This is a genomic window from Streptomyces sp. NPDC060064 (assembly GCF_042736455.1).
Lineage (GTDB): Bacteria > Actinomycetota > Actinomycetes > Streptomycetales > Streptomycetaceae > Streptomyces.
On the sequence record NZ_JBHWWF010000051.1, the window covers coordinates 1 to 17,404 of the forward strand.

At 70.1% G+C, this 17,404-nt stretch carries 18 protein-coding genes and 1 pseudogene; 8 read left to right on the forward strand and 11 right to left on the reverse strand.

What is annotated here, in order from left to right:
• Positions 1-149: 149 nt before the first annotated feature.
• The 4 genes from ACFWDI_RS36795 to ACFWDI_RS36810 all read right to left on the reverse strand — a co-directional run bounded on the left by ACFWDI_RS36795 (position 150) and on the right by ACFWDI_RS36810 (position 3,838).
• Positions 150-740, reverse strand: a complete 591-nt coding sequence (locus ACFWDI_RS36795; protein ID WP_385310939.1) for a malonic semialdehyde reductase — start codon at positions 738-740, stop codon at positions 150-152.
• Between the two features lie 126 nt (positions 741-866).
• Positions 867-1,121, reverse strand: a complete 255-nt coding sequence (locus ACFWDI_RS36800; RefSeq protein ID WP_385310941.1) for an exodeoxyribonuclease VII small subunit — start codon at positions 1,119-1,121, stop codon at positions 867-869.
• Positions 1,122-1,221: 100 nt separating this feature from the next.
• Positions 1,222-2,430 (reverse strand): exodeoxyribonuclease VII large subunit, encoded by a 1,209-nt coding sequence (gene xseA / locus ACFWDI_RS36805; RefSeq protein ID WP_385310943.1) that lies wholly within the window; start codon positions 2,428-2,430, stop codon positions 1,222-1,224.
• 46 nt (positions 2,431-2,476) lie between these two features.
• Positions 2,477-3,838, reverse strand: a complete 1,362-nt coding sequence (locus ACFWDI_RS36810) for an APC family permease (protein ID WP_385310945.1) — start codon at positions 3,836-3,838, stop codon at positions 2,477-2,479.
• A 78-nt stretch (positions 3,839-3,916) separates the two neighbouring features.
• Here ACFWDI_RS36810 and ACFWDI_RS36815 point away from each other — a divergent pair, with 78 nt between their 5' ends.
• Positions 3,917-4,909, forward strand: coding sequence for a 4-hydroxy-3-methylbut-2-enyl diphosphate reductase (locus ACFWDI_RS36815; RefSeq protein ID WP_385310947.1), 993 nt, complete (start codon positions 3,917-3,919; stop codon positions 4,907-4,909).
• Positions 4,910-5,011: 102 nt separating this feature from the next.
• Positions 5,012-5,752, forward strand: a complete 741-nt coding sequence (gene ppgK, locus ACFWDI_RS36820) for a polyphosphate--glucose phosphotransferase (protein WP_385310950.1) — start codon at positions 5,012-5,014, stop codon at positions 5,750-5,752.
• Between the two features lie 224 nt (positions 5,753-5,976).
• Here ppgK and ACFWDI_RS36825 read toward each other — a convergent pair whose 3' ends face one another.
• Positions 5,977-6,561 (reverse strand): DUF6542 domain-containing protein, encoded by a 585-nt coding sequence (locus ACFWDI_RS36825; protein ID WP_385311002.1) that lies wholly within the window; start codon positions 6,559-6,561, stop codon positions 5,977-5,979.
• Positions 6,562-6,746: 185 nt separating this feature from the next.
• On the opposite strand from ACFWDI_RS36825, the gene ychF reads away from it, so the two are divergent.
• A complete protein-coding gene (ychF, locus tag ACFWDI_RS36830) occupies positions 6,747-7,835 on the forward strand; it encodes a redox-regulated ATPase YchF (RefSeq protein WP_385310953.1) in 1,089 nt (362 codons plus the stop codon).
• Between the two features lie 93 nt (positions 7,836-7,928).
• On the opposite strand, the gene ACFWDI_RS36835 is transcribed toward ychF, so the two are convergent.
• The 4 genes and pseudogenes from ACFWDI_RS36835 to ACFWDI_RS36850 form a co-directional block, all read right to left on the reverse strand.
• Positions 7,929-8,663 carry a carbonic anhydrase gene (locus ACFWDI_RS36835; protein ID WP_385310955.1) on the reverse strand — a complete coding sequence of 245 codons (735 nt, stop codon included), beginning with the start codon at positions 8,661-8,663 and terminating at the stop codon, positions 7,929-7,931.
• Between the two features lie 192 nt (positions 8,664-8,855).
• Positions 8,856-9,172, reverse strand: a pseudogene (locus ACFWDI_RS36840) (DUF4326 domain-containing protein).
• An 18-nt stretch (positions 9,173-9,190) separates the two neighbouring features.
• Positions 9,191-9,730 (reverse strand): PaaI family thioesterase, encoded by a 540-nt coding sequence (locus tag ACFWDI_RS36845; RefSeq protein ID WP_385310957.1) that lies wholly within the window; start codon positions 9,728-9,730, stop codon positions 9,191-9,193.
• Positions 9,731-9,811: 81 nt separating this feature from the next.
• Entirely contained in the window at positions 9,812-10,108 is a 297-nt protein-coding gene (locus ACFWDI_RS36850; protein WP_385310959.1) for a putative quinol monooxygenase, read from the reverse strand.
• A gap of 118 nt (positions 10,109-10,226) precedes the next feature.
• Here ACFWDI_RS36850 and ACFWDI_RS36855 point away from each other — a divergent pair, with 118 nt between their 5' ends.
• From ACFWDI_RS36855 to ACFWDI_RS36865, 3 genes are all read left to right on the forward strand, one after another.
• Positions 10,227-11,186 carry a GlxA family transcriptional regulator gene (locus ACFWDI_RS36855; RefSeq protein WP_385310961.1) on the forward strand — a complete coding sequence of 320 codons (960 nt, stop codon included), beginning with the start codon at positions 10,227-10,229 and terminating at the stop codon, positions 11,184-11,186.
• 120 nt (positions 11,187-11,306) lie between these two features.
• The gene (locus ACFWDI_RS36860) at positions 11,307-12,470 is read left to right on the forward strand and encodes a thiolase family protein (protein WP_385310963.1); all 1,164 of its coding nucleotides are present in this window, start codon (positions 11,307-11,309) and stop codon (positions 12,468-12,470) included.
• A 74-nt stretch (positions 12,471-12,544) separates the two neighbouring features.
• On the forward strand, positions 12,545-12,994 hold the full coding sequence (locus tag ACFWDI_RS36865) for a winged helix-turn-helix transcriptional regulator (RefSeq protein WP_385310965.1): 450 nt from the start codon (positions 12,545-12,547) through the stop codon (positions 12,992-12,994).
• A gap of 17 nt (positions 12,995-13,011) precedes the next feature.
• Here ACFWDI_RS36865 and ACFWDI_RS36870 read toward each other — a convergent pair whose 3' ends face one another.
• Positions 13,012-13,698, reverse strand: a complete 687-nt coding sequence (locus tag ACFWDI_RS36870; protein ID WP_385310966.1) for a hypothetical protein — start codon at positions 13,696-13,698, stop codon at positions 13,012-13,014.
• Positions 13,699-13,903: 205 nt separating this feature from the next.
• Here ACFWDI_RS36870 and ACFWDI_RS36875 point away from each other — a divergent pair, with 205 nt between their 5' ends.
• Positions 13,904-14,389 (forward strand): cupin domain-containing protein, encoded by a 486-nt coding sequence (locus tag ACFWDI_RS36875; protein ID WP_385310968.1) that lies wholly within the window; start codon positions 13,904-13,906, stop codon positions 14,387-14,389.
• On the opposite strand, the gene ACFWDI_RS36880 is transcribed toward ACFWDI_RS36875, so the two are convergent.
• Entirely contained in the window at positions 14,374-15,483 is a 1,110-nt protein-coding gene (locus ACFWDI_RS36880) for a threonine synthase (RefSeq protein WP_385310970.1), read from the reverse strand. The two genes, ACFWDI_RS36875 and ACFWDI_RS36880, sit on opposite strands and share 16 nt — an antisense overlap.
• A 192-nt stretch (positions 15,484-15,675) precedes the next feature.
• On the opposite strand from ACFWDI_RS36880, the gene ACFWDI_RS36885 reads away from it, so the two are divergent.
• The gene (locus tag ACFWDI_RS36885) at positions 15,676-17,250 is read left to right on the forward strand and encodes a S8 family serine peptidase (protein WP_385310972.1); all 1,575 of its coding nucleotides are present in this window, start codon (positions 15,676-15,678) and stop codon (positions 17,248-17,250) included.
• The last annotated feature ends 154 nt before the right edge of the window (positions 17,251-17,404 follow it).

Here is a 17,404-nt window from a genome sequence, read left to right on the forward strand (position 1 = left end):
GGGCTCGACGCCGGTTATCCGGGGTCGGGCGCCGCGGGTGGGGGGGGGGTTGTGGCCCCCCGGGTTGGTGCCTATTATGTCCTCACCCGGTTGCTGAAAACGGCGCCCGCCCCCGGGGGGGGGTGGGGCGGCCTTCTGCTTGGGCGGGATCAGACGGTGGTGACGACCTCGTCGTAGGACAGCCGCGGCGAGCGCGGGAACGAGGCGTCCTCGCCGGGCTTGCCGATGTTGACGATCATCAGCGGGGTGTGGTCGCCGTCCAGGAACTCCTTCTGGACGCCGGCGAAGTCGAAGCCGGTCATCGGGCCCGCGGCCAGGCCGGCGGCGCGGACGCCGACGATGAAGTACGCGGCCTGCAGCGCGGCGTTGAGGGCGGCGGCCTGCTCACGGACCGGGCGCTCGGCGAAGAACATGTCCTTGGCCTGCGGGAAGTGCGGGAACAGGGTCGGGAGCTCCTCGTGGAACTCGTTGTCGGCGGCGAGGATCGCGACCAGCGGGGCGGTGGCGGTCTTCGGCTGGTTGCCCTCGGCCATGTGCGTGACCAGACGCTCACGGGCCTCGTCGGAGCGGACCAGGACGACGCGCAGCGGGCTCTGGTTGAAGGCGGTCGGGCCGAATTTGACCAGGTCGTAGATCGCCTGGACCTGCTCCTCGGTCACCGGCTCGTCGGTGAACGTGTTGGCGGTGCGGGCCTCACGGAAGAGGAGGTCCTGGGCGGCGGAGTCAAGGGCGAGGGTCATGCTGGCGTACCTTCCGGGGGGCGTGCAGAGGATCTTTACGACCGCTCCAACCGCACCCCGGTGGATTAAATTTCAACTACATGCCCATCGTGACCTGACTCACACCCGGGAGCCCCCCGGACCTGCTCAGTCTTCGGCGGCCTCGGCGGCCTTGCCCTCTCTCGTGCCCTCGCCCTTCCCCTCGGAAAGCGCCGCGTCGAGCCGCGCGCGGGCGCCCTCCAGCCAGTGGCGGCAGACCTTTGCCAGCTCCTCGCCGCGCTCCCACAGAGCCAGCGACTCCTCGAGCGTCGTGCCGCCGGCCTCCAGGCGGCGTACGACCTCGATCAGCTCGTCCCGCGCCTGCTCGTAACCGAGCGCGGCCTCGTCCGTCTTGGCAGCCATGCGATCCACCCTATGTGTGAGGTAGGACAACGACCGTCACCTGCTCACGGTTCGCCTGTTCACGACGCGCCGGCCGCTGTTCCCGACGCGCCGGCCGCGCTCACTCCGCGACCCGTACGGCGAACTCGCCCTCGGAGACCCGCGCCCGCAGCTCGTCACCCACCGCGACCTCCTCCGGCGAGCGGACCACCGATCCGTCCGCCCGCTGCAGCACCGCGTACCCCCGCTCCAGCGTCGCCGCCGGGGACAGCGAGACCACCCGCGCCCGGGTGTGCGCCAGCTCCGAGTCCGCCCGGTCCAGCAGATGCCCCAGCACCCGCCGACTGCGGGCGACCAGCGCGTCGGCCTCCGCCTCGCGCTCGTCCACCATCCGGTGCGGGTGCTCCATCGACGGCCGGGCCAGCGCATGGGCCAGACCCCGCTCCTCCCGGTCCAGCAGCCCCCGGACGGTGCGCAGCGCACGGTCCCGCAGCTGCCGCACCCGGTCCAGCTCCTCGCCGACGTCAGGGACGACCTTCTTCGCCGCGTCCGTCGGCGTCGACGCCCGCAGATCGGCCACCAGGTCGAGCAGCGGCGCGTCCGGCTCGTGCCCGATCGCCGACACCACCGGCGTACGGCACTCGGACACCGCACGCACCAGCTGCTCGTCCGAGAACGGCAGCAGATCCTCCACGCTGCCGCCGCCGCGCGCCACGATGATCACGTCCACGTCCGGGAGCGTGTCCAACTCCTTCACCGCCTGGACGACCTGGGCCACCGCGTGCACGCCCTGCACCGCCACATTGCGCACCTCGAAGCGGACGGCCGGCCACCGCCGCCGGGCGTTCTCCAGGACGTCGCGTTCGGCAGCGGACGCACGCCCGCACACCAGCCCCACCCGGTGCGGCAGGAACGGCAGCGCCTTCTTCCGCTCGACGGCGAACAGCCCCTCCGCGCCCAGCGTCCGCTTCAGCTGCTCGAGCCGGGCGAGCAGTTCACCGATGCCCACCGGCCTTATCTCCACGGCCCGCAGTGACAGCTGCCCCCGCGGCGCGTACCACTCCGGCTTGGCGTGCACCACGACCCGCGCGCCCTCCGCCACCACATCCGCGACCGCGTCGAAGACCTGCCGGAAGCAGGTGACACCCACCGAGATGTCGTACGACGGGTCGCGCAGCGTCATGAAGACGACCCCGGCGCCCGGCCGCCGCGACAGCTGGGTGATCTGCCCCTCCACCCAGACCGCCCCGAGCCGGTCGATCCACCCTCCGATGAGCCGTGACACCTCGCCGACCGGCAGCGGCGCTTCCGCGGACGTGTTGAGAGCCATACGGGCGAGCGTATCGGCCGCGTACGACAACATCCCTCAGCGCGAGCTACACCGCGGAACCGTGCCGCTCCCACTGCACCGCGAGCACGATCAGCCCCACCCCCAGCCACAGCACACCCACCACCTGCGCCGCCCCGGACGCCGCCACGATCACCGCGACCGTCACCGCCGCGCCCAGCGCCGGCATCACCAGATGCCGCAACCAGTCGGGGGTGCCATCACTCCGCTTCACCACGAACCAGCCGATCACCGACGCGTGCAGCAGCGTGAAGGCGGTCAGGGCGCCGATGTCGACCACCGACACCAAATGATCCAGACCGTCGCCGCGCCGCGCCGCCCACACCGCGGCCACCATCGTCACGGCCGCGGCCATTAGCAGCGCAAGCCGTGGCACACCCGAATCCGTACGCGAAAGCACGCGCGGCAGCCGACGGTCCCGCGCCATCGCGAAGAGCAGCCGGCCCGCCGCCGCCTGCCCGGCCAGCGCCGCGAACGCCGCCCCGATCGCCTTGCTCGCCGCGACCAGGTCGTGCAGCCACCCCCCGACCGAGGCGTCCACCGCGTCGTAGAAGGCCGAACCCTGTTTGACCGGCTCGGCCGCCAGCTCCGCCGACGACAGCGGCTCGAGCAGCGCCACCAGATACGTCTGCGCCACGAACAGCCCACCCGCCAGCGCCAGACAGAACAGCACCGCCCTGGCCACCTTCGGCGAGCCGCCCGTCGCCTCCTCCGCGAACGAGGCGATCGCGTCGAAGCCGAGATACGACAGCACCGCCACCGACACCGCGCTGAACACCGCCATCATCGAGAAGCCTGCGTCACCGGTCAGCGGCGACAGCCAGTCGCGCCGCGCCCCGTCCTGCCCGAGCGTCACGACGGCCGACACCATGAACACCAGCAGCACCACGATCTCCATGGCCAGCACCGCGAAGCCGACCCGGGCCGCCGCCCGTACACCCCATAGATTCAGCAGCGTGGTGACCACCACGGCGATCCCGGTCCACACCCACCGGTCCACCTCCGGGACCAGCGTCTCCATCGCGATCCCGGAGAAGAGATACGCGACGGCCGGGATCAGCAGATAGTCGAGCATCGCCATCCAGCCGGCGATGAACCCCGGCGCATCGCCGAGCCCCTTGCGCGCATACGTGTAGACGGAGCCGGCCTGCGGCGCGACCCGCACCATCAGCGCGTAACTGAAGGCGGTGAACGCCATGGCGATCGTCGCGACCACATAGACGAGCGCCACGGCCCCGTGCGACTTCGCGTCGAGCGTGCCGAACACGCCGACCGGCGCCATGGGTGCGATGAAGAGCAGACCGTAGACGAGGAGATCCCGGAATCCGAGCGTGCGCCGCAGCCCGCCGTCGGTGCCGTCCCCCGTGTCGGACCCTTCAGCTGCCGCCATCGCGTCCCTCCGTCGCTCGCGTCCCGCCTCAGTCTTCCCCCTGAGGGTGATCTCTGGCCTTCTCGACGCGGCCTTACGATGGGGGGCATGACTGCTACGACTCCTGCCCGACGCGTCCTGCTCGCCGCTCCCCGTGGCTACTGCGCGGGCGTGGACCGTGCCGTGATCGCCGTGGAGAAGGCCCTGGAGCAGTACGGGTCGCCGATCTACGTCCGCCACGAGATCGTCCACAACAAGTACGTCGTACAGACCCTTGAGAAAAAGGGCGCGATCTTCGTCGAGGAGACGGCGGAGGTCCCCGAGGGGTCGATCGTCATGTTCTCGGCGCACGGCGTGGCCCCGGTCGTCCACGAGGAGGCCGCCGAGCGCAGGCTCGCGACCATCGACGCGACCTGCCCGCTGGTGACCAAGGTCCACAAGGAAGCCGTCCGGTTCGCCAACGAGGACTACGACATCCTGCTGATCGGGCACGACGGCCACGAGGAAGTCATCGGTACGTCCGGCGAGGCCCCCGAACACATCACGCTCGTGGACGGCCCCGAGGATGTCGCGAACGTCTCCGTACGGGACGAGTCGAAGGTCGTCTGGCTCTCCCAGACCACGCTTTCGGTCGACGAGACGATGGAGACGGTCGACGCACTCAAGACGAAGTTCCCGCAGCTGATCTCCCCGCCGAGCGACGACATCTGCTACGCCACGCAGAACCGCCAGATCGCGGTCAAGCAGATGGGCGCCGAGGCGGACCTGGTCATCGTCGTCGGCTCCAAGAACTCCTCGAACTCCGTCCGGCTGGTCGAGGTGGCGCTGGGCGCGGGCGCGCGCGACGCGCATCTGGTGGACTACGCCTCCGAGATCGAAGAGGCCTGGCTGGACGGCGTCTCGACGGTCGGCGTCACTTCCGGTGCCTCGGTGCCCGAGGTCCTGGTCGAGGGCGTACTGGAGTGGCTGTCGCAGCGCGGTTTCGAGGATGTCGAGATCGTCAAGGCGGCCGAGGAGTCGATCACCTTCTCGCTGCCGAAGGAGCTCCGCCGCGATCTGCGCGCGGAGGCGGCGGAGCTGTCGGGAAAGTAGTCCGAGCAGCGACCCGAGCAGCGACCCGATCAGTGGCCCGAGCAGCGGCCCGATCAGCAGTCCGACAAGTGACCGTCAGCCGCTGCCCGTAACGTTGTGTCCATGAACGTGTTCGGAGTGGACATCGGCGGATCCGGCATCAAGGGCGCACCTGTGGACCTTGAGCGCGGCGATCTGGCGCAGGAGCGCCACAAAGTCCTGACCCCACACCCATCGACGCCCGCAGCCGTGGCGGACGGCGTCGCCGAGGTGATCGCGAATTTCGGCTGGTCGGGCCCGGTAGGCATCACCTTCCCCGGCGTCGTCACGAGCGGCGTCACCCGCACTGCGGCCAATGTGGACAAGGGCTGGGTCGACGTGGACGCCTCGAAGCTGCTCGGCGAGCGCCTCGGTGGCCTGCCGGTGACGATCCTGAACGACGCGGACGCGGCGGGCGTCGCGGAGATGACGTTCGGGGCGGGCCGCGGCCGCAAGGGGACGGTGATCCTGCTGACCTTCGGTACGGGCATCGGCAGCGCGGTCTTCATCGACGGCCGGCTGGTCCCGAACACCGAACTGGGCCACCTCGAGCTGCACGGCCACGACGCCGAGAAGCACGCCTCCACGAAGGTCAAGGAGGACGAGGGCCTGAGCTGGCAGCGCTGGGCGCACCGGGTGCAGAAGTATCTGGCCCATGTGGAGATGCTGTTCTCGCCGGAGCTGATCATCGTCGGCGGCGGTGTGAGCCGTAAGGCGGACAAATTCGTGCCGCTGATCGAGGGCATCAGGGCGGAGATCGTCCCGGCGGAACTGCAGAACAACGCGGGGATCGTGGGCGCGGCGATGGCGGCGGCGGGCAGGTAGCGGGGCGGCGGCCTCAGCCGGTACGGGCGGGAGCCCGCCGGGCCGGGGCACCTCAGCCGGTACGGGCGCGCAGACACGCACCTCGTACGCGGGGCTCAGCGGGTCCAGGCGGGAGCCGCGCACCCCGTACGCGGGACTCGGTCGGCCCAGGCGAGAGCGCACCCCGTCCTCGCGGCTCATCCGGTACGGGCGATGGGCCTCCGCGCACACCCCGTCCTCGCGGCTCAGCCGCGCCGGACGGGGCCGCCGCCCGGCCGCCCGCGCCGCTGTCGGCGCCCCATCATCCGCACCTTCCGTACGCAGGTGATGAGCCCGGCGACCAGCGTGCCGCCGTACAGCCAGCCGGCGTGCACCGCGAGCGCGGTGACCAGGGCCATCGTCTGCCCGCCGAAGCCCCCGGTCCCGCCGGAGATCGGCACGATGCCGACCGCGAAGGCGATCGGCACGCTGATCGGCGCGGTGACCAGGTCGGCCTCCCGCACCCAGAGCGCGGTCAGCGCGCTGACGGGCAGGAACAGCAGCCCGAACACCACGGCGGAGCCGTCGAAGAGCAGCCAGTCCAGAAAGCCGAGCGCAAACATCGTCGCGGCGGCGAACAGCCCGCCGCCGAGCCCGGTCAGCCGGGGCTTGGGCAGTCTGCGCAGCGCGAGCACAACCGGAGGCACGGGCCGCGCGGGCCGTGCCGCCACCCGGTACACGGCGGGGGCGCCCTCGGCGAGCGCGCCCTGTGGGGAGAGAGGGGCTTGCTGGGAAAGAGGGGCCTGCGGGCGCTGTCGGCGCTGAGGGTGACCTGTCCTGTGCTGCTCCACCCGGACAACGTAGGTCGCGATGTGGGAGGAATCAGGCACGGGACACGCCCTTTGGCCGACCTTGGCGTTGAGTTCGACTCCCGACTGCCGTCGCTGCCCGGCTCGACCCGCCCGTAAACTGGGGAATCGGCCCGCCTCCGGGCCGTACGGCCATCTGCCAGTCCTTACTCCAGGAAGTCGCCAACGTGTCGCTCACGATCGGAATCGTCGGTCTGCCGAATGTCGGCAAGTCGACCCTGTTCAACGCCCTGACCAAGAACGACGTGCTGGCGGCCAACTACCCGTTCGCCACGATCGAGCCGAACGTCGGCGTCGTCGGCGTCCCGGACGCCCGCCTCGCCAAGCTCGCCGAGATCTTCGGCTCGCAGCGGATCCTCCCGGCCACGGTCGACTTCGTCGACATCGCCGGCATCGTGCGCGGCGCGAGCGAGGGAGAGGGCCTGGGCAACAAGTTCCTGGCGAACATCCGTGAGTCCGACGCGATCTGCCAGGTCATCCGCGCCTTCAAGGACGAGAACGTCGTGCACGTCGACGGCAAGGTCTCGCCGAAGGACGACATCGAGACGATCAACACCGAGCTGATCCTCGCCGACCTGCAGTCCGTCGAGAAGGCTGTGCCGCGTCTGACGAAGGAGTCCCGCCTCCAGAAGGAGAAGGTCGCGGTCCTGGCGGCGGTCGAGGAGGCGCAGAAGCTCCTCGAGGCGGGCACGACGCTCTTCGCCGCGGGCATCACGGCGGGCACGGAGAAGGGCCGCCTCCTGCACGAGCTGCACCTCCTCACCACCAAGCCGTTCCTCTACGTCTTCAACGTGGACGAGGACGAGCTGGTCGACGAGGACTTCAAGAACGAGCAGCGCGCGCTGGTCGCCCCGGCCGAGGCGATCTTCCTCAACGCCAAGATCGAGTCCGAGCTGATCGAGCTCGACGACGACGAGGCGCTGGAGCTCCTCCAGTCGATGGGCCAGGAGGAGCCGGGCCTGGCGGTGCTGGGTCGCGTCGGCTTCGACACGCTCGGCCTGCAGACGTATCTGACGGCGGGCCCGAAGGAGACCCGCGCCTGGACGATCAAGAAGGGCGCGACGGCTCCCGAGGCGGCCGGTGTGATCCACACCGACTTCCAGAAGGGCTTCATCAAGGCCGAGGTCATCTCCTTCGAGGACCTGGTCGAGACGGGCTCGGTGGCGGAGTCCCGCGCGAAGGGCAAGGCGCGCATGGAGGGCAAGGACTACGTGATGCAGGACGGCGACGTGGTGGAGTTCCGCTTCAACGTGTGATCGGTCAGAAAGGGCCGGGCTCCGTTGAGCCCGACCCTTTCCGCATTCCCGTGCTGATCGGCCTGACAACGCACATCCGTCTCGTCCGACCGGTCAGGAAGGCGCGCCGGTCAGGACTTCCACCTTGCCGGTGTCGAGCGAGTAGTAGGCGCCGACCACGGCAAGGGCGCCCTTTCCCACGAGCGGGGCCAGGTCCTCGTTGGAGCGCAGGTCGTCCGCGGTCAGCCTGACCTGGGCACGGGCCATGGTCTCGACCGGGTCGGCACCGCCTTCCCGGACTGTCTGCTCGTACGCCGGCCGCAGAGCCTTGGCGATCGCCTCCAGGTTGCCGGGCAGCGGTTTGCCGTCACGGATGGACTTGTACGCCGCCTCGACGGCGCCGCAACGCTGATGCCCGAGGACCACGATGAGCGGAGTGCCACTCGTCATGGGCCCGTACTCCACGGAACCCGTGACCACCGGGCCGACCGCCTCCCCTCCCGTGCGCATCACGTAAAGGTCGCCCAGCCCGGTGTCGAAGAGGAGTTCAGGCGGCACCCGGGAGTCGATGCAGGAGAGGATCGCCCCGAAGGGTTCCTGCTTCCCGGATACGAACTGGCGCCGGTTCGGATCCCGGTCGGGGTGTTGAAGATCTCCGCTCACCCAGCGCTTGTTGCCCTCCATCAGTCTCGCGAATGCCGCGGCGGGCGTGGCCGGCCGCGCTTCCGGCGGAGCGCTGGTCGCCGACGGAGCGGCGCTCGTCGACGAGCACCCCGCAAGCGTGACCGTGGCGACCCCGAGTCCGCCGACGAGCAGAGCTCTGCGATCCGGATGTCCCGCTCTGTCCATCGGTCGTTCCCCTCAGTCCACTGATACGCGTCCATACGCCTTGACCATGGCGATTGTTCAGCGCGGTGTGGGAGTCCGACGGCAGGCGCAAGGGGGCGTGGGCCGCTTTGCCACCGACGGCCCACAGAACGGGGGCTGTCCACATAGGCGGCAGGCTCTTCGCCGGCAGGCTCTTTGGAATGCTTCGCGTTCCTAGGGGCCGCCGGTCTCGTCCGCCAGTTCCGCGATGACCTCGGCGTGGCAGCGTTCCGGTGCGCACCAGCAGCCGAGTCTGTGGCCGCGCAGGGCGGGGAGGAGCGCGAGGAGGTCCGGGCGGGACAGCAGGTGGGTGCGGTACTTCTCGAGGACCTCTTGGCGGGTGCCGTCGGGGCCGGGGCGGAACGGGCTCGCCAGGGGGAGCCGTCGAGGTGCCGGCCGCCGCGGTGCATGGCGCGGCCCACGTACACGACGTCCGCGTAGTCGGGGTCGTCGCGATGGCCCTTGAGGTTGACGACCGTCGTCCGCTTCATGTGCTGGATCCTCCGCGTTCAGGCCGTGTCCCGCCAGGTGAAGACCGCGCAGGTCGTGGTGGCATGCGCGTACAGCTTGGCGTCCGTGGCGCCGACCACCCGTGCCTCGGCGGTCGCCGTCGTACGGCCGACGTGGAGGACAGCGCCTTCACAGCGCAGGGTCTGCGTGTCGGCGAACACCGGGCGCACAAGATTCACCCCGAGCTGGATGGTGGTGTACGCGCGGCCGGGCGGCAGCGTCGTCATGACCGCGCTGCCGAGGGCCGAGTCGAGCAGTGTGGCCAGAAAACCGCCGTGGACGCTGCCCATCGGGTTGAGCAGGTGCTCCCCGGGCTCGCCCTCGAAGACGGCGCGGCCCTCGTCGGCCTCCACGAGGCGGAAGCCGAGAGTCCCGCAGATCGGCGCTTGCGGGTAGTGGCCATCGAGGCTGCGCCGGAGCAGTTCGAGGCCTGAGTGCGGGCCGGCGTCGGCGTAGCTGGTCGGCGGTGCCCAGGTGTGGGTACGTGAGTGGCGCGCGGCAGTGGCGTCTGCGGACGGTGGGCTGGTGGGCCGGGTCATCCTCGGTCTCCTCGGTGGTGGTGTGGGCAAGGTGCCCGCGGGCCGCGCATCACGTGGTCCGCGGGCACCGTGCGTTGCGGGTCAGGGGAGCTTGGCTGCCAGCAGGTCCACAGGGCGGATGTCAGGGGCCGAGCTCAGCATCGTCTCCGCCGCTTCCATCAGCGCCGCGGCGATCCGGCCCTGCAGATGTCCGGCCCGTCCCTCCTCGCTCTCGAACGTGTCGAAGACCCCGAAGACCGTGGCGCTCTCCCGGAACGCGAACCAGGTGACCGTGTTCTCCTCGTCGCGGGCGAGCTGCAGCGCCCCGCGCAACAGGGCCTCGACCTCGTCGGCGTACTCCGGCTTGGCTTCGATCCTGGCCAGCAGTCCGATGTTCATCGCGTGTCACTCCGTACGTCGTCGTCGGCGTCCCGATCAAGCGGGACGTCCGCAAAGCTATGGCCGCGATCAGGGCCTTTCCAGTGGCGTAAACGGCGTGTCCGATACTGTTTCCGCCATGGATGTGGCAGTGCTGGCGTACGACGGCGTATTCGACTCGGGGCTCTCGGCGATCCTCGATGTGCTCGACGGGGCCAACGCGATGCGGGACGAACTTCCCCTGCCGCCGCCCGCCTGGCGGGTGAGGACCGTCGGTTTCCGCCGCCGGGTCCGCACCGGCGCGGGCCACCTCGTCACCACCGAGCCGGCGGCCGGGGCGGAGCGGGCGGACCTGCTGATCGTGCCGGCCCTCGCCGAGCGGCGGCCCGATGTGCTTCTCGCTCATGTCTCGGGACCCGCATCGGCAGCCGTACGGAGTCTCGTGGCCGATGCGCGCGGGCGCGGCACACCCGTCGCCTCGGCCTGTACGGGCACCTTTCTGCTGGCCGAGGCGGGCGTGCTCGACGGGCGGAAGGCGACCACCAGCTGGTGGCTGGCGCCGGTCTTCCGGAAGCGTTATCCGGCGGTCACCGTCGACGAGACCCGGATGGTGACCGCGTCGGACGGCGTGACGACGGCCGGCGCGGCCTTCGGGCACGTCGACCTCGCGCTGGCGGTCGTCCGGATGAGCAGCCCGGCGCTGGCCGATCTTGTCGCCCGCTATCTGGTCGTCGACGAACGGCCGTCCCAGTCGGCGTACACCATCCCGAGCGCGCTCGCCCAGAGCGATCCGGTCGTCGCCGCCTTCGAACGCTGGGCCAGGCTGCATCTGGAGGAGCCGATCAGCGTCAGTGCTGCGGCGCGTTCGGTGGGGGTGAGCGAACGCACTCTCCAGCGGACCGTACGCCGCGTACTCGGCACGTCCCCCGTGCGCTTCGTCCAGGACCTGCGGGTCGAACAGGCCTCGCACCTGCTGCGGACGACCGACATGTCTCTGGACTCCATCGCCCGCAAGGTCGGCTACGAGCACGCGAACACCCTGCGGATCCTGCTGCGTGAGCGGACGGGCAGCACGGCGGGCGCTCTGCGCAGTCGCTGAACAGCCGTACGGCGACGACAGCAATCATCAGTTGGAATTGACAACCCTCTCCTCGCGCGGCAGGGTTGGGTTAGTCGGTTTGAAAATCAGACTGACGCCGGAACTGGGGAGGCTGTCGTGATGCGGGACGCGGTGATCGCCGAGGCGGTTCGTACGCCCATGGGCAAGGGCAAGCCGGGAGGAGCGCTGCACGACGAGCGCCCCGTGGACCTGCTCGCCCGCACACTCGCGGCGCTCGTCGAGCGGGCCGGGATCGATCCCGTACTCGTCGACGACGTCATCGGCGGCTGCGTGACCCAGGTCGGGGACCAGTCGCTCAACATCACCCGCCATGCGGTGCTGGCCGCCGGCTTCCCCGAGAGCGTGCCGGGCATGACCGTGGACCGGCAGTGCGGCTCGTCCCAGCAGGCCGCGCACATCGCGGCGCAGGGTGTGATCAGCGGGGCCTACGACATCGCGATCGCCTGCGGCGTCGAGTCGATGTCCCGGGTGCCGATGGGCTCCAATGTGCTGCCGGGCAGCGACCCGTTCGGGCGGCGGCTCGGCGAGCGGTATCCGCAGGGGCTGGTCGGCCAGGGGATCAGCGCGGAGCTGATCGCGGCGCGCTGGAAGATCTCGCGGGAAGAGCTGGACGCCTTCGCGCTGGAGTCGCACCGGCGTGCCGCGGGTGCCTGGGAGCGCGGGGAGTTCGACCGGGAGGTCGCCTGGACCGGGCAGCGGGACGAGAACGTACGGCCCGGCACATCGACCGAGGCGCTCGCGGCGCTCAAGCCCGCGTACTACGACCCGGCCATGGAAGAGCGGTTCCCTGAGATCGGCTGGCGCGTCACGGCGGGCAACAGCTCGCCGGTCAACGACGGCGCGGCGGCACTGCTGATCATGGGTGCCGATGTGGCGGAGCGGCTCGGGCTGCGGCCACGCGCGCGGTTCCACTCGTTCGCGGTTGCCGGGGACGATCCGCTGCTGATGCTCACGGCGATCATGCCGGCCACCGAGAAGGTACTGGCCAGGGCGGGGCTGACCACTGGCGACATCGATCTGTACGAGGTGAACGAGGCGTTCGCGTCGGTGGTGCTCGCCTGGCAGCGGGAGACCGGCGTCGAGGCGGACCGGCTCAATGTGCGCGGCGGCGCGATCTCCATCGGCCATCCGCTGGGAGGCAGCGGGGCGCGCATCATGACGACCCTGCTGCACAACCTGGAGGACCGCGGCGGGCGGTACGGGCTGCAGACGATGTGCGAGGCGGGAGGGCTGGCCAACGCCACGATCATCGAGCGCCTCTGACAGCGATGGCGGCGGTGGTCGCGCTCTTGTCCGGAACGATTGAATACGCAACTTACCGCTCTAGGATGAGCCGCATGTCGAAGAGCATCCATCCCAGAGAGTGCTCCATCGCCGACGCGCTCGACCTGGTCGGCGAGCGCTGGACGCTGCTCGCCGTACGTGAACTCAGCCATGGCGTCCGCCGCTTCGACCAGATCGTCCGCAACACCGGGGCGTCCCGCGACATCCTCACGGCCCGGCTGCGCAAGCTGGAGGCGGCGGGCGCCGTCCGGCGCGAGCAGTACAACGCACACCCGGCGCGCTACGAGTACCACCTGACCCCCGCCGGCCAGGAGCTCGGCGACGTACTCCTCACGCTCATGAAGTGGGGCGACCGGCACCTCAACCCCGAGGATCCGCCGGTGACCTGGCAGCACTCGTGCGGCGAGACCCTCGATCCGGTGGTCATCTGCGCGCACTGCGGCGAGCCGGCACGCAAGGGCGCGCACTCGCCGACCGGCCGCGGAGCCCTGACCGCGGACTGAACCCTCTGCTCGTCGGATCAGCTCGCGGGCAGTGCCTGTGGATAGCCGATGGACGCGATGTCCTCGGCGAGATCGGCCGGTGCGAGGCCCGGACTCAGCCTCGGATTCAGCGCCGAGATCACCTCGGACGTCAGCGGACGCAGCGCGTACACATGGCGTACGGCCGCCAGATCGACCGGCGCCTCGTAGAAGTCCTCGGCGAACCGCTGATACGCCTCGGCCGTCCCCGCGGCCAGGACGGAGAACAACTCCCGTGCGCCGTCAGGGTCTTCGTAGCCGTCCGGGAACTCGATCGTCCCCGACCGCCACCCGTCGTCCGCGGCCTCGCGCCACAGGCAGACGGTCACTGCCGGCATACCGTCCTCGTCCGAGAACGCCGGCTCCTGCACGCACGGCCGGAAGACCTCAGGCACCTCGTCGAGCACGCCCGGCCAGGGGCCGTCATAGGCGTACGGGCTCATCGGGGACTCGTGGGCGAAGCCGCGTACGTAGGCGCCTGCCGCCGAGAAGACGATGGAGTACTCGTCCCCGGAGCCGTTCCGCATCGAGGCCATTTCCTCCGACGCGGACCAGTGCGCGTCGAACGAGTAGAAACGGTCGGCCCATTCGGGGCTCAGGATCGCCTCCAGCATCGCCATCGAACGGCACAGGTCGCGGACGGCGGATATCCCGGGCAGCTGCCGGGCAACATCGTGTACGGTCACGCGCTCATCCAACCCCACGGCGCAGGGAACCGGCCATGCCGTACGAATACGGCTGGGAAGTGTGACCAGGCAGGATGGTCAGGCACGTGTGGCTTGCGCGAGAGACTCGTCCGAGGGCCGTATGTGCGGCCGGGCCGAGCGGCGCAGGACGTGCGGGGTGAACGGCCGGCAGCGAACGGCCGGCAGCGAGGAGAGGGAGAGCGGCATGTCGTACCCGGACCCGAAGTACCTGGACGGCAAGGGCGAGATCACCGCGGAGTTCCGGCCGGCGGACACGCCCGCGAATCTGCGGTCGAGGAACGGGAGCCGTACGCACTATCTGGCCACCACCCGGTCAACCGGCGGGGAGTTCGGGCTCTACCGGATGGACATGGCCCCGAAGGCGGGCGGCCCGAAGACGCACTTCCACAAGTCGATCTCGGAGTCGTTCTTCATCATCGAGGGGACGGTCCGGCTCTACAACGGCGACAGCTGGATCGACGGAACGGCAGGCGACTTCCTCTACGTGCCGCAGGGCGGGCTGCATGCCTTCCGCAACGACTCGGACGCGCCCGCCTCGATGCTGCTGCTGTTCACGCCGGGCGCGCCGCGCGAGGAGTACTTCGAGAAGGTCGCCGAGGTCGCCACCGAGTGGTCGCCACAGGACCGGGCGGAGTTCTTCATCAAGCACGACACCTACTGGACGGACTGACCGGGCGCGAGGCCGGTCTTGAGGCCCGCGCCGCAGAGCGGGACGACGGCGGTGCGGTCGGTCCAGCCACCCGCGGCGGCCCAGCAGGCCACCCCGGTCGACTCGACGAACAGACCGCGGGCGGCCAGATCGAGCTGCGCGGCGCGGATCTGATCCTCCGTCACCGTGAGGAAGGTCCCGCCGGTTTCGCGTACGGCCCGCAGGATCTGGCGGGCGCGCGGCGGACGCGGGATGGCGATGCCCTCGGCGAGCGTGGGCTTGAACTCCACCTCCTCGTCGAGGAGTTCTTCGGCGCCGGCGTGGAAGGCCGTTGCCAGCGGGGAGACGGCCTCGGCCTGGACGGCGATCAGGGCGGGGCGCTCGGAGATCAGTCCGTGCGTGTGGAGTTCGGCGAGGGCGAGGGACGCGCCGAGGAGGAGAGTGCCGTTGCCGACGGGGACGACGATCGCCTCGGGGAGCCGGCCGCCGAGCTCCTCCCACAGCTCGTAGACGTAGGTCTTCGTGCCGTGCAGGAAGTACGGGTTGTAGACGTGGCTCGCGTAGAAGGTGCCGGGTGCTCCGGCGGCGGCGCGGGCGGCCACGGCGGTGGCTTCGCGGTCGCCCGGGACGAGTTCGAGGTGCGCGCCGTGCGCCCGGATCTGCTCCACCTTCTTGGCGGAGGTGGCCTCGGGGACGTACACCGTGCAGTCGAGACCCGCCCGTGCGCAGTACGCGGCGACAGCCGTGCCCGCGTTACCGCTGCTGTCCGCGATCACGCGCCGGGGAGAGAGCCCCCGGGCGAGCTCCGCCAGCATCACCGCGCCGCGGTCCTTGAAGGAGAGCGTCGGCATCAGGAAGTCGAGCTTGGCGGAGACGGTGGCGGTGAGCGGGACGAGTGGGGTGCGGCCCTCGCCGAGTGAGGTGGCGGCGGGCGCGGAGAGCGGCAGCGCCTCCTCGTACCGCCACAGTGAATTGACCCGGCCCGGAAGGGAGTTCAGGTCGACGGGCGAGGCGGTGAAGTCCAGGTCCCACGGGCCGCGGCAGTCGGGGCAGCACCAGCCGGCCGCCTCGACGGGGGAGACGGTATCGCAGTCGGGGCAGTGATACGAGGTCATGATTCGTCAGCATGGCAGTTGTGTTGCGCAAGTGCTAAGTCGCCCTCCTGACTCTTGTGGGATTCCTATGGATCGGCCAATCTTTCGCTCGGCAGGCGAGACGAGGACACTGCGGATTCAGCTGCGATTCGTTGTCATGCTCCTGTCGCAATCCCCCACAGCAGCGCACCACCAATGAGGAGGACCCCTCACATGTCTGTGATGCGTAACTCGCGGCGAAGACTCGCTGCGGCAAGCGCCATGGCCGTCGCCGCGCTCGCGCTCGGCACGGCGTCCGCTCTCCCCGCCATCGCGGTCGAGGCGGCTCCGGAAGGCGTTGTCCAGAACGCCGGCGCTCCCGGAGCCATCGCGGGCAGCTACATCGTCACCCTCGACGAGTCCGCGCCCGACGCAGGCTCCAAGGCGGGCAAGGCACTTGCGCAGGAGTACGGCGCGAAGATCAAGAAGACGTACGACGCCGCGCTGAACGGCTACGCCGTCGAGCTGTCCGAGGCGCAGGCCAAGAAGTTCGCCGCGGACCCGGCTGTTGAGTCCGTGGTGCAGAACCGCGTCTTCAAGGCGACCGGCACCCAGCCCAGCCCGCCGTCCTGGGGCCTGGACCGGATCGACCAGAAGGCCCTCCCGCTGAACCAGAGTTACACCTACCCGGACACCGCGGGCGAGGGCGTCACGGCGTACATCATCGACACCGGTGTACGGATCACGCACAGTGACTTCGGCGGCCGGGCGTCGTACGGCTATGACGCCATCGACAACGACAACACCGCGCAGGACGGCAACGGCCACGGCACGCATGTCGCCGCCAATGTCGCAGGATCCTCGTACGGCGTGGCCAAGAAGGCCAAGGTCGTCGGCGTCCGTGTGCTCGACAACTCGGGCTCGGGCACGACCGCGCAGGTCGTCGCCGGCATCGACTGGGTGACGCAGAACGCCGTCAAGCCGGCCGTCGCCAATATGAGCCTGGGCGGCGGCATCGACACCGCCCTCGACACCGCGGTGCGCAACTCCATCGCCTCCGGCGTCACCTACGCGGTCGCGGCGGGCAACGACGGAGCGAACGCCTCCAACTACTCGCCCGCGCGCGTGGCCGAGGCCATCACCGTCGGCTCCACGACCAGCACCGACGCCCGCTCCAGCTTCTCCAACTACGGCAGTGCGCTGGACATCTTCGCGCCGGGCTCGTCGATCACCTCGGCCTGGAACACCAGCGACACCGCGACCAACACCATCTCGGGCACCTCGATGGCGACGCCGCACGTCACCGGCGCGGCCGCGCTCTACCTGGCGGCCAACAACACGGCGACCCCGGCCCAGGTCTCCGCGGCCCTGGCCTCCGCCGCCACGAGCGGCGTGGTCGGCAGCCCGGGCACCGGCTCGCCGAACCGCCTGCTGTACGTCGGCACCGGCGACACCCCGCCGCCCGGCAAGAAGTTCGAGAACACCGCGGACTACGCGATCAGCGACAACGCCACTACCGAGTCGCCGGTCACCGTCAGCGGGGTCACCGGGAACGCGTCGGCGAACCTGAGCGTGCCGGTCGACATCAAGCACACGTACATCGGTGACCTGAAGATAGACCTGGTCGCTCCGGACGGAACGGTCTACAACCTGAAGGCGTACGGGACCGGCGGCAGCGCGGACAACGTGATCACCACGTACACGGTGAACGCGTCGTCGGAGGTCGCGAACGGCACCTGGAAGCTGCGGGTCAGTGACAACGCGGCGCAGGACGTTGGCAAGATCGACTCCTGGGCTCTGCAGTTCTGAGCTCCCTCAGGTCCGGTCTCTGAGTGAGCGGGAGGGGGGGGGGGGCCCCGGGGCCCCCCCCCCCCACCCGTAACCCCCCCCCCCCGGGGGGGGACAAGAACAAAACGAACCCCCCCCGCGAACCCGAATAAACCCCGCCCCGGTAGTAAGAAAA

What these genes read in the sequence shown, in the direction of transcription:
- ACFWDI_RS36795 (WP_385310939.1), bottom strand. Translation starts at nt 740, where the DNA reads ATGACCCTCGCCCTTGACTCCGCCGCCCAGGACCTCCTCTTCCGTGAG.
- ACFWDI_RS36800 (WP_385310941.1), bottom strand. Translation starts at nt 1,121, where the DNA reads ATGGCTGCCAAGACGGACGAGGCCGCGCTCGGTTACGAGCAGGCGCGG.
- xseA (WP_385310943.1), bottom strand. Translation starts at nt 2,430, where the DNA reads ATGGCTCTCAACACGTCCGCGGAAGCGCCGCTGCCGGTCGGCGAGGTG.
- ACFWDI_RS36810 (WP_385310945.1), bottom strand. Translation starts at nt 3,838, where the DNA reads ATGGCGGCAGCTGAAGGGTCCGACACGGGGGACGGCACCGACGGCGGG.
- ACFWDI_RS36815 (WP_385310947.1), top strand. Translation starts at nt 3,917, where the DNA reads ATGGGGGGCATGACTGCTACGACTCCTGCCCGACGCGTCCTGCTCGCC.
- ppgK (WP_385310950.1), top strand. Translation starts at nt 5,012, where the DNA reads ATGAACGTGTTCGGAGTGGACATCGGCGGATCCGGCATCAAGGGCGCA.
- ACFWDI_RS36835 (WP_385310955.1), bottom strand. Translation starts at nt 8,663, where the DNA reads ATGGACAGAGCGGGACATCCGGATCGCAGAGCTCTGCTCGTCGGCGGA.
- ACFWDI_RS36845 (WP_385310957.1), bottom strand. Translation starts at nt 9,730, where the DNA reads ATGACCCGGCCCACCAGCCCACCGTCCGCAGACGCCACTGCCGCGCGC.
- ACFWDI_RS36850 (WP_385310959.1), bottom strand. Translation starts at nt 10,108, where the DNA reads ATGAACATCGGACTGCTGGCCAGGATCGAAGCCAAGCCGGAGTACGCC.
- ACFWDI_RS36855 (WP_385310961.1), top strand. Translation starts at nt 10,227, where the DNA reads ATGGATGTGGCAGTGCTGGCGTACGACGGCGTATTCGACTCGGGGCTC.
- ACFWDI_RS36860 (WP_385310963.1), top strand. Translation starts at nt 11,307, where the DNA reads ATGCGGGACGCGGTGATCGCCGAGGCGGTTCGTACGCCCATGGGCAAG.
- ACFWDI_RS36865 (WP_385310965.1), top strand. Translation starts at nt 12,545, where the DNA reads ATGTCGAAGAGCATCCATCCCAGAGAGTGCTCCATCGCCGACGCGCTC.
- ACFWDI_RS36875 (WP_385310968.1), top strand. Translation starts at nt 13,904, where the DNA reads ATGTCGTACCCGGACCCGAAGTACCTGGACGGCAAGGGCGAGATCACC.
- ACFWDI_RS36880 (WP_385310970.1), bottom strand. Translation starts at nt 15,483, where the DNA reads ATGACCTCGTATCACTGCCCCGACTGCGATACCGTCTCCCCCGTCGAG.
- ACFWDI_RS36885 (WP_385310972.1), top strand. Translation starts at nt 15,676, where the DNA reads ATGTCTGTGATGCGTAACTCGCGGCGAAGACTCGCTGCGGCAAGCGCC.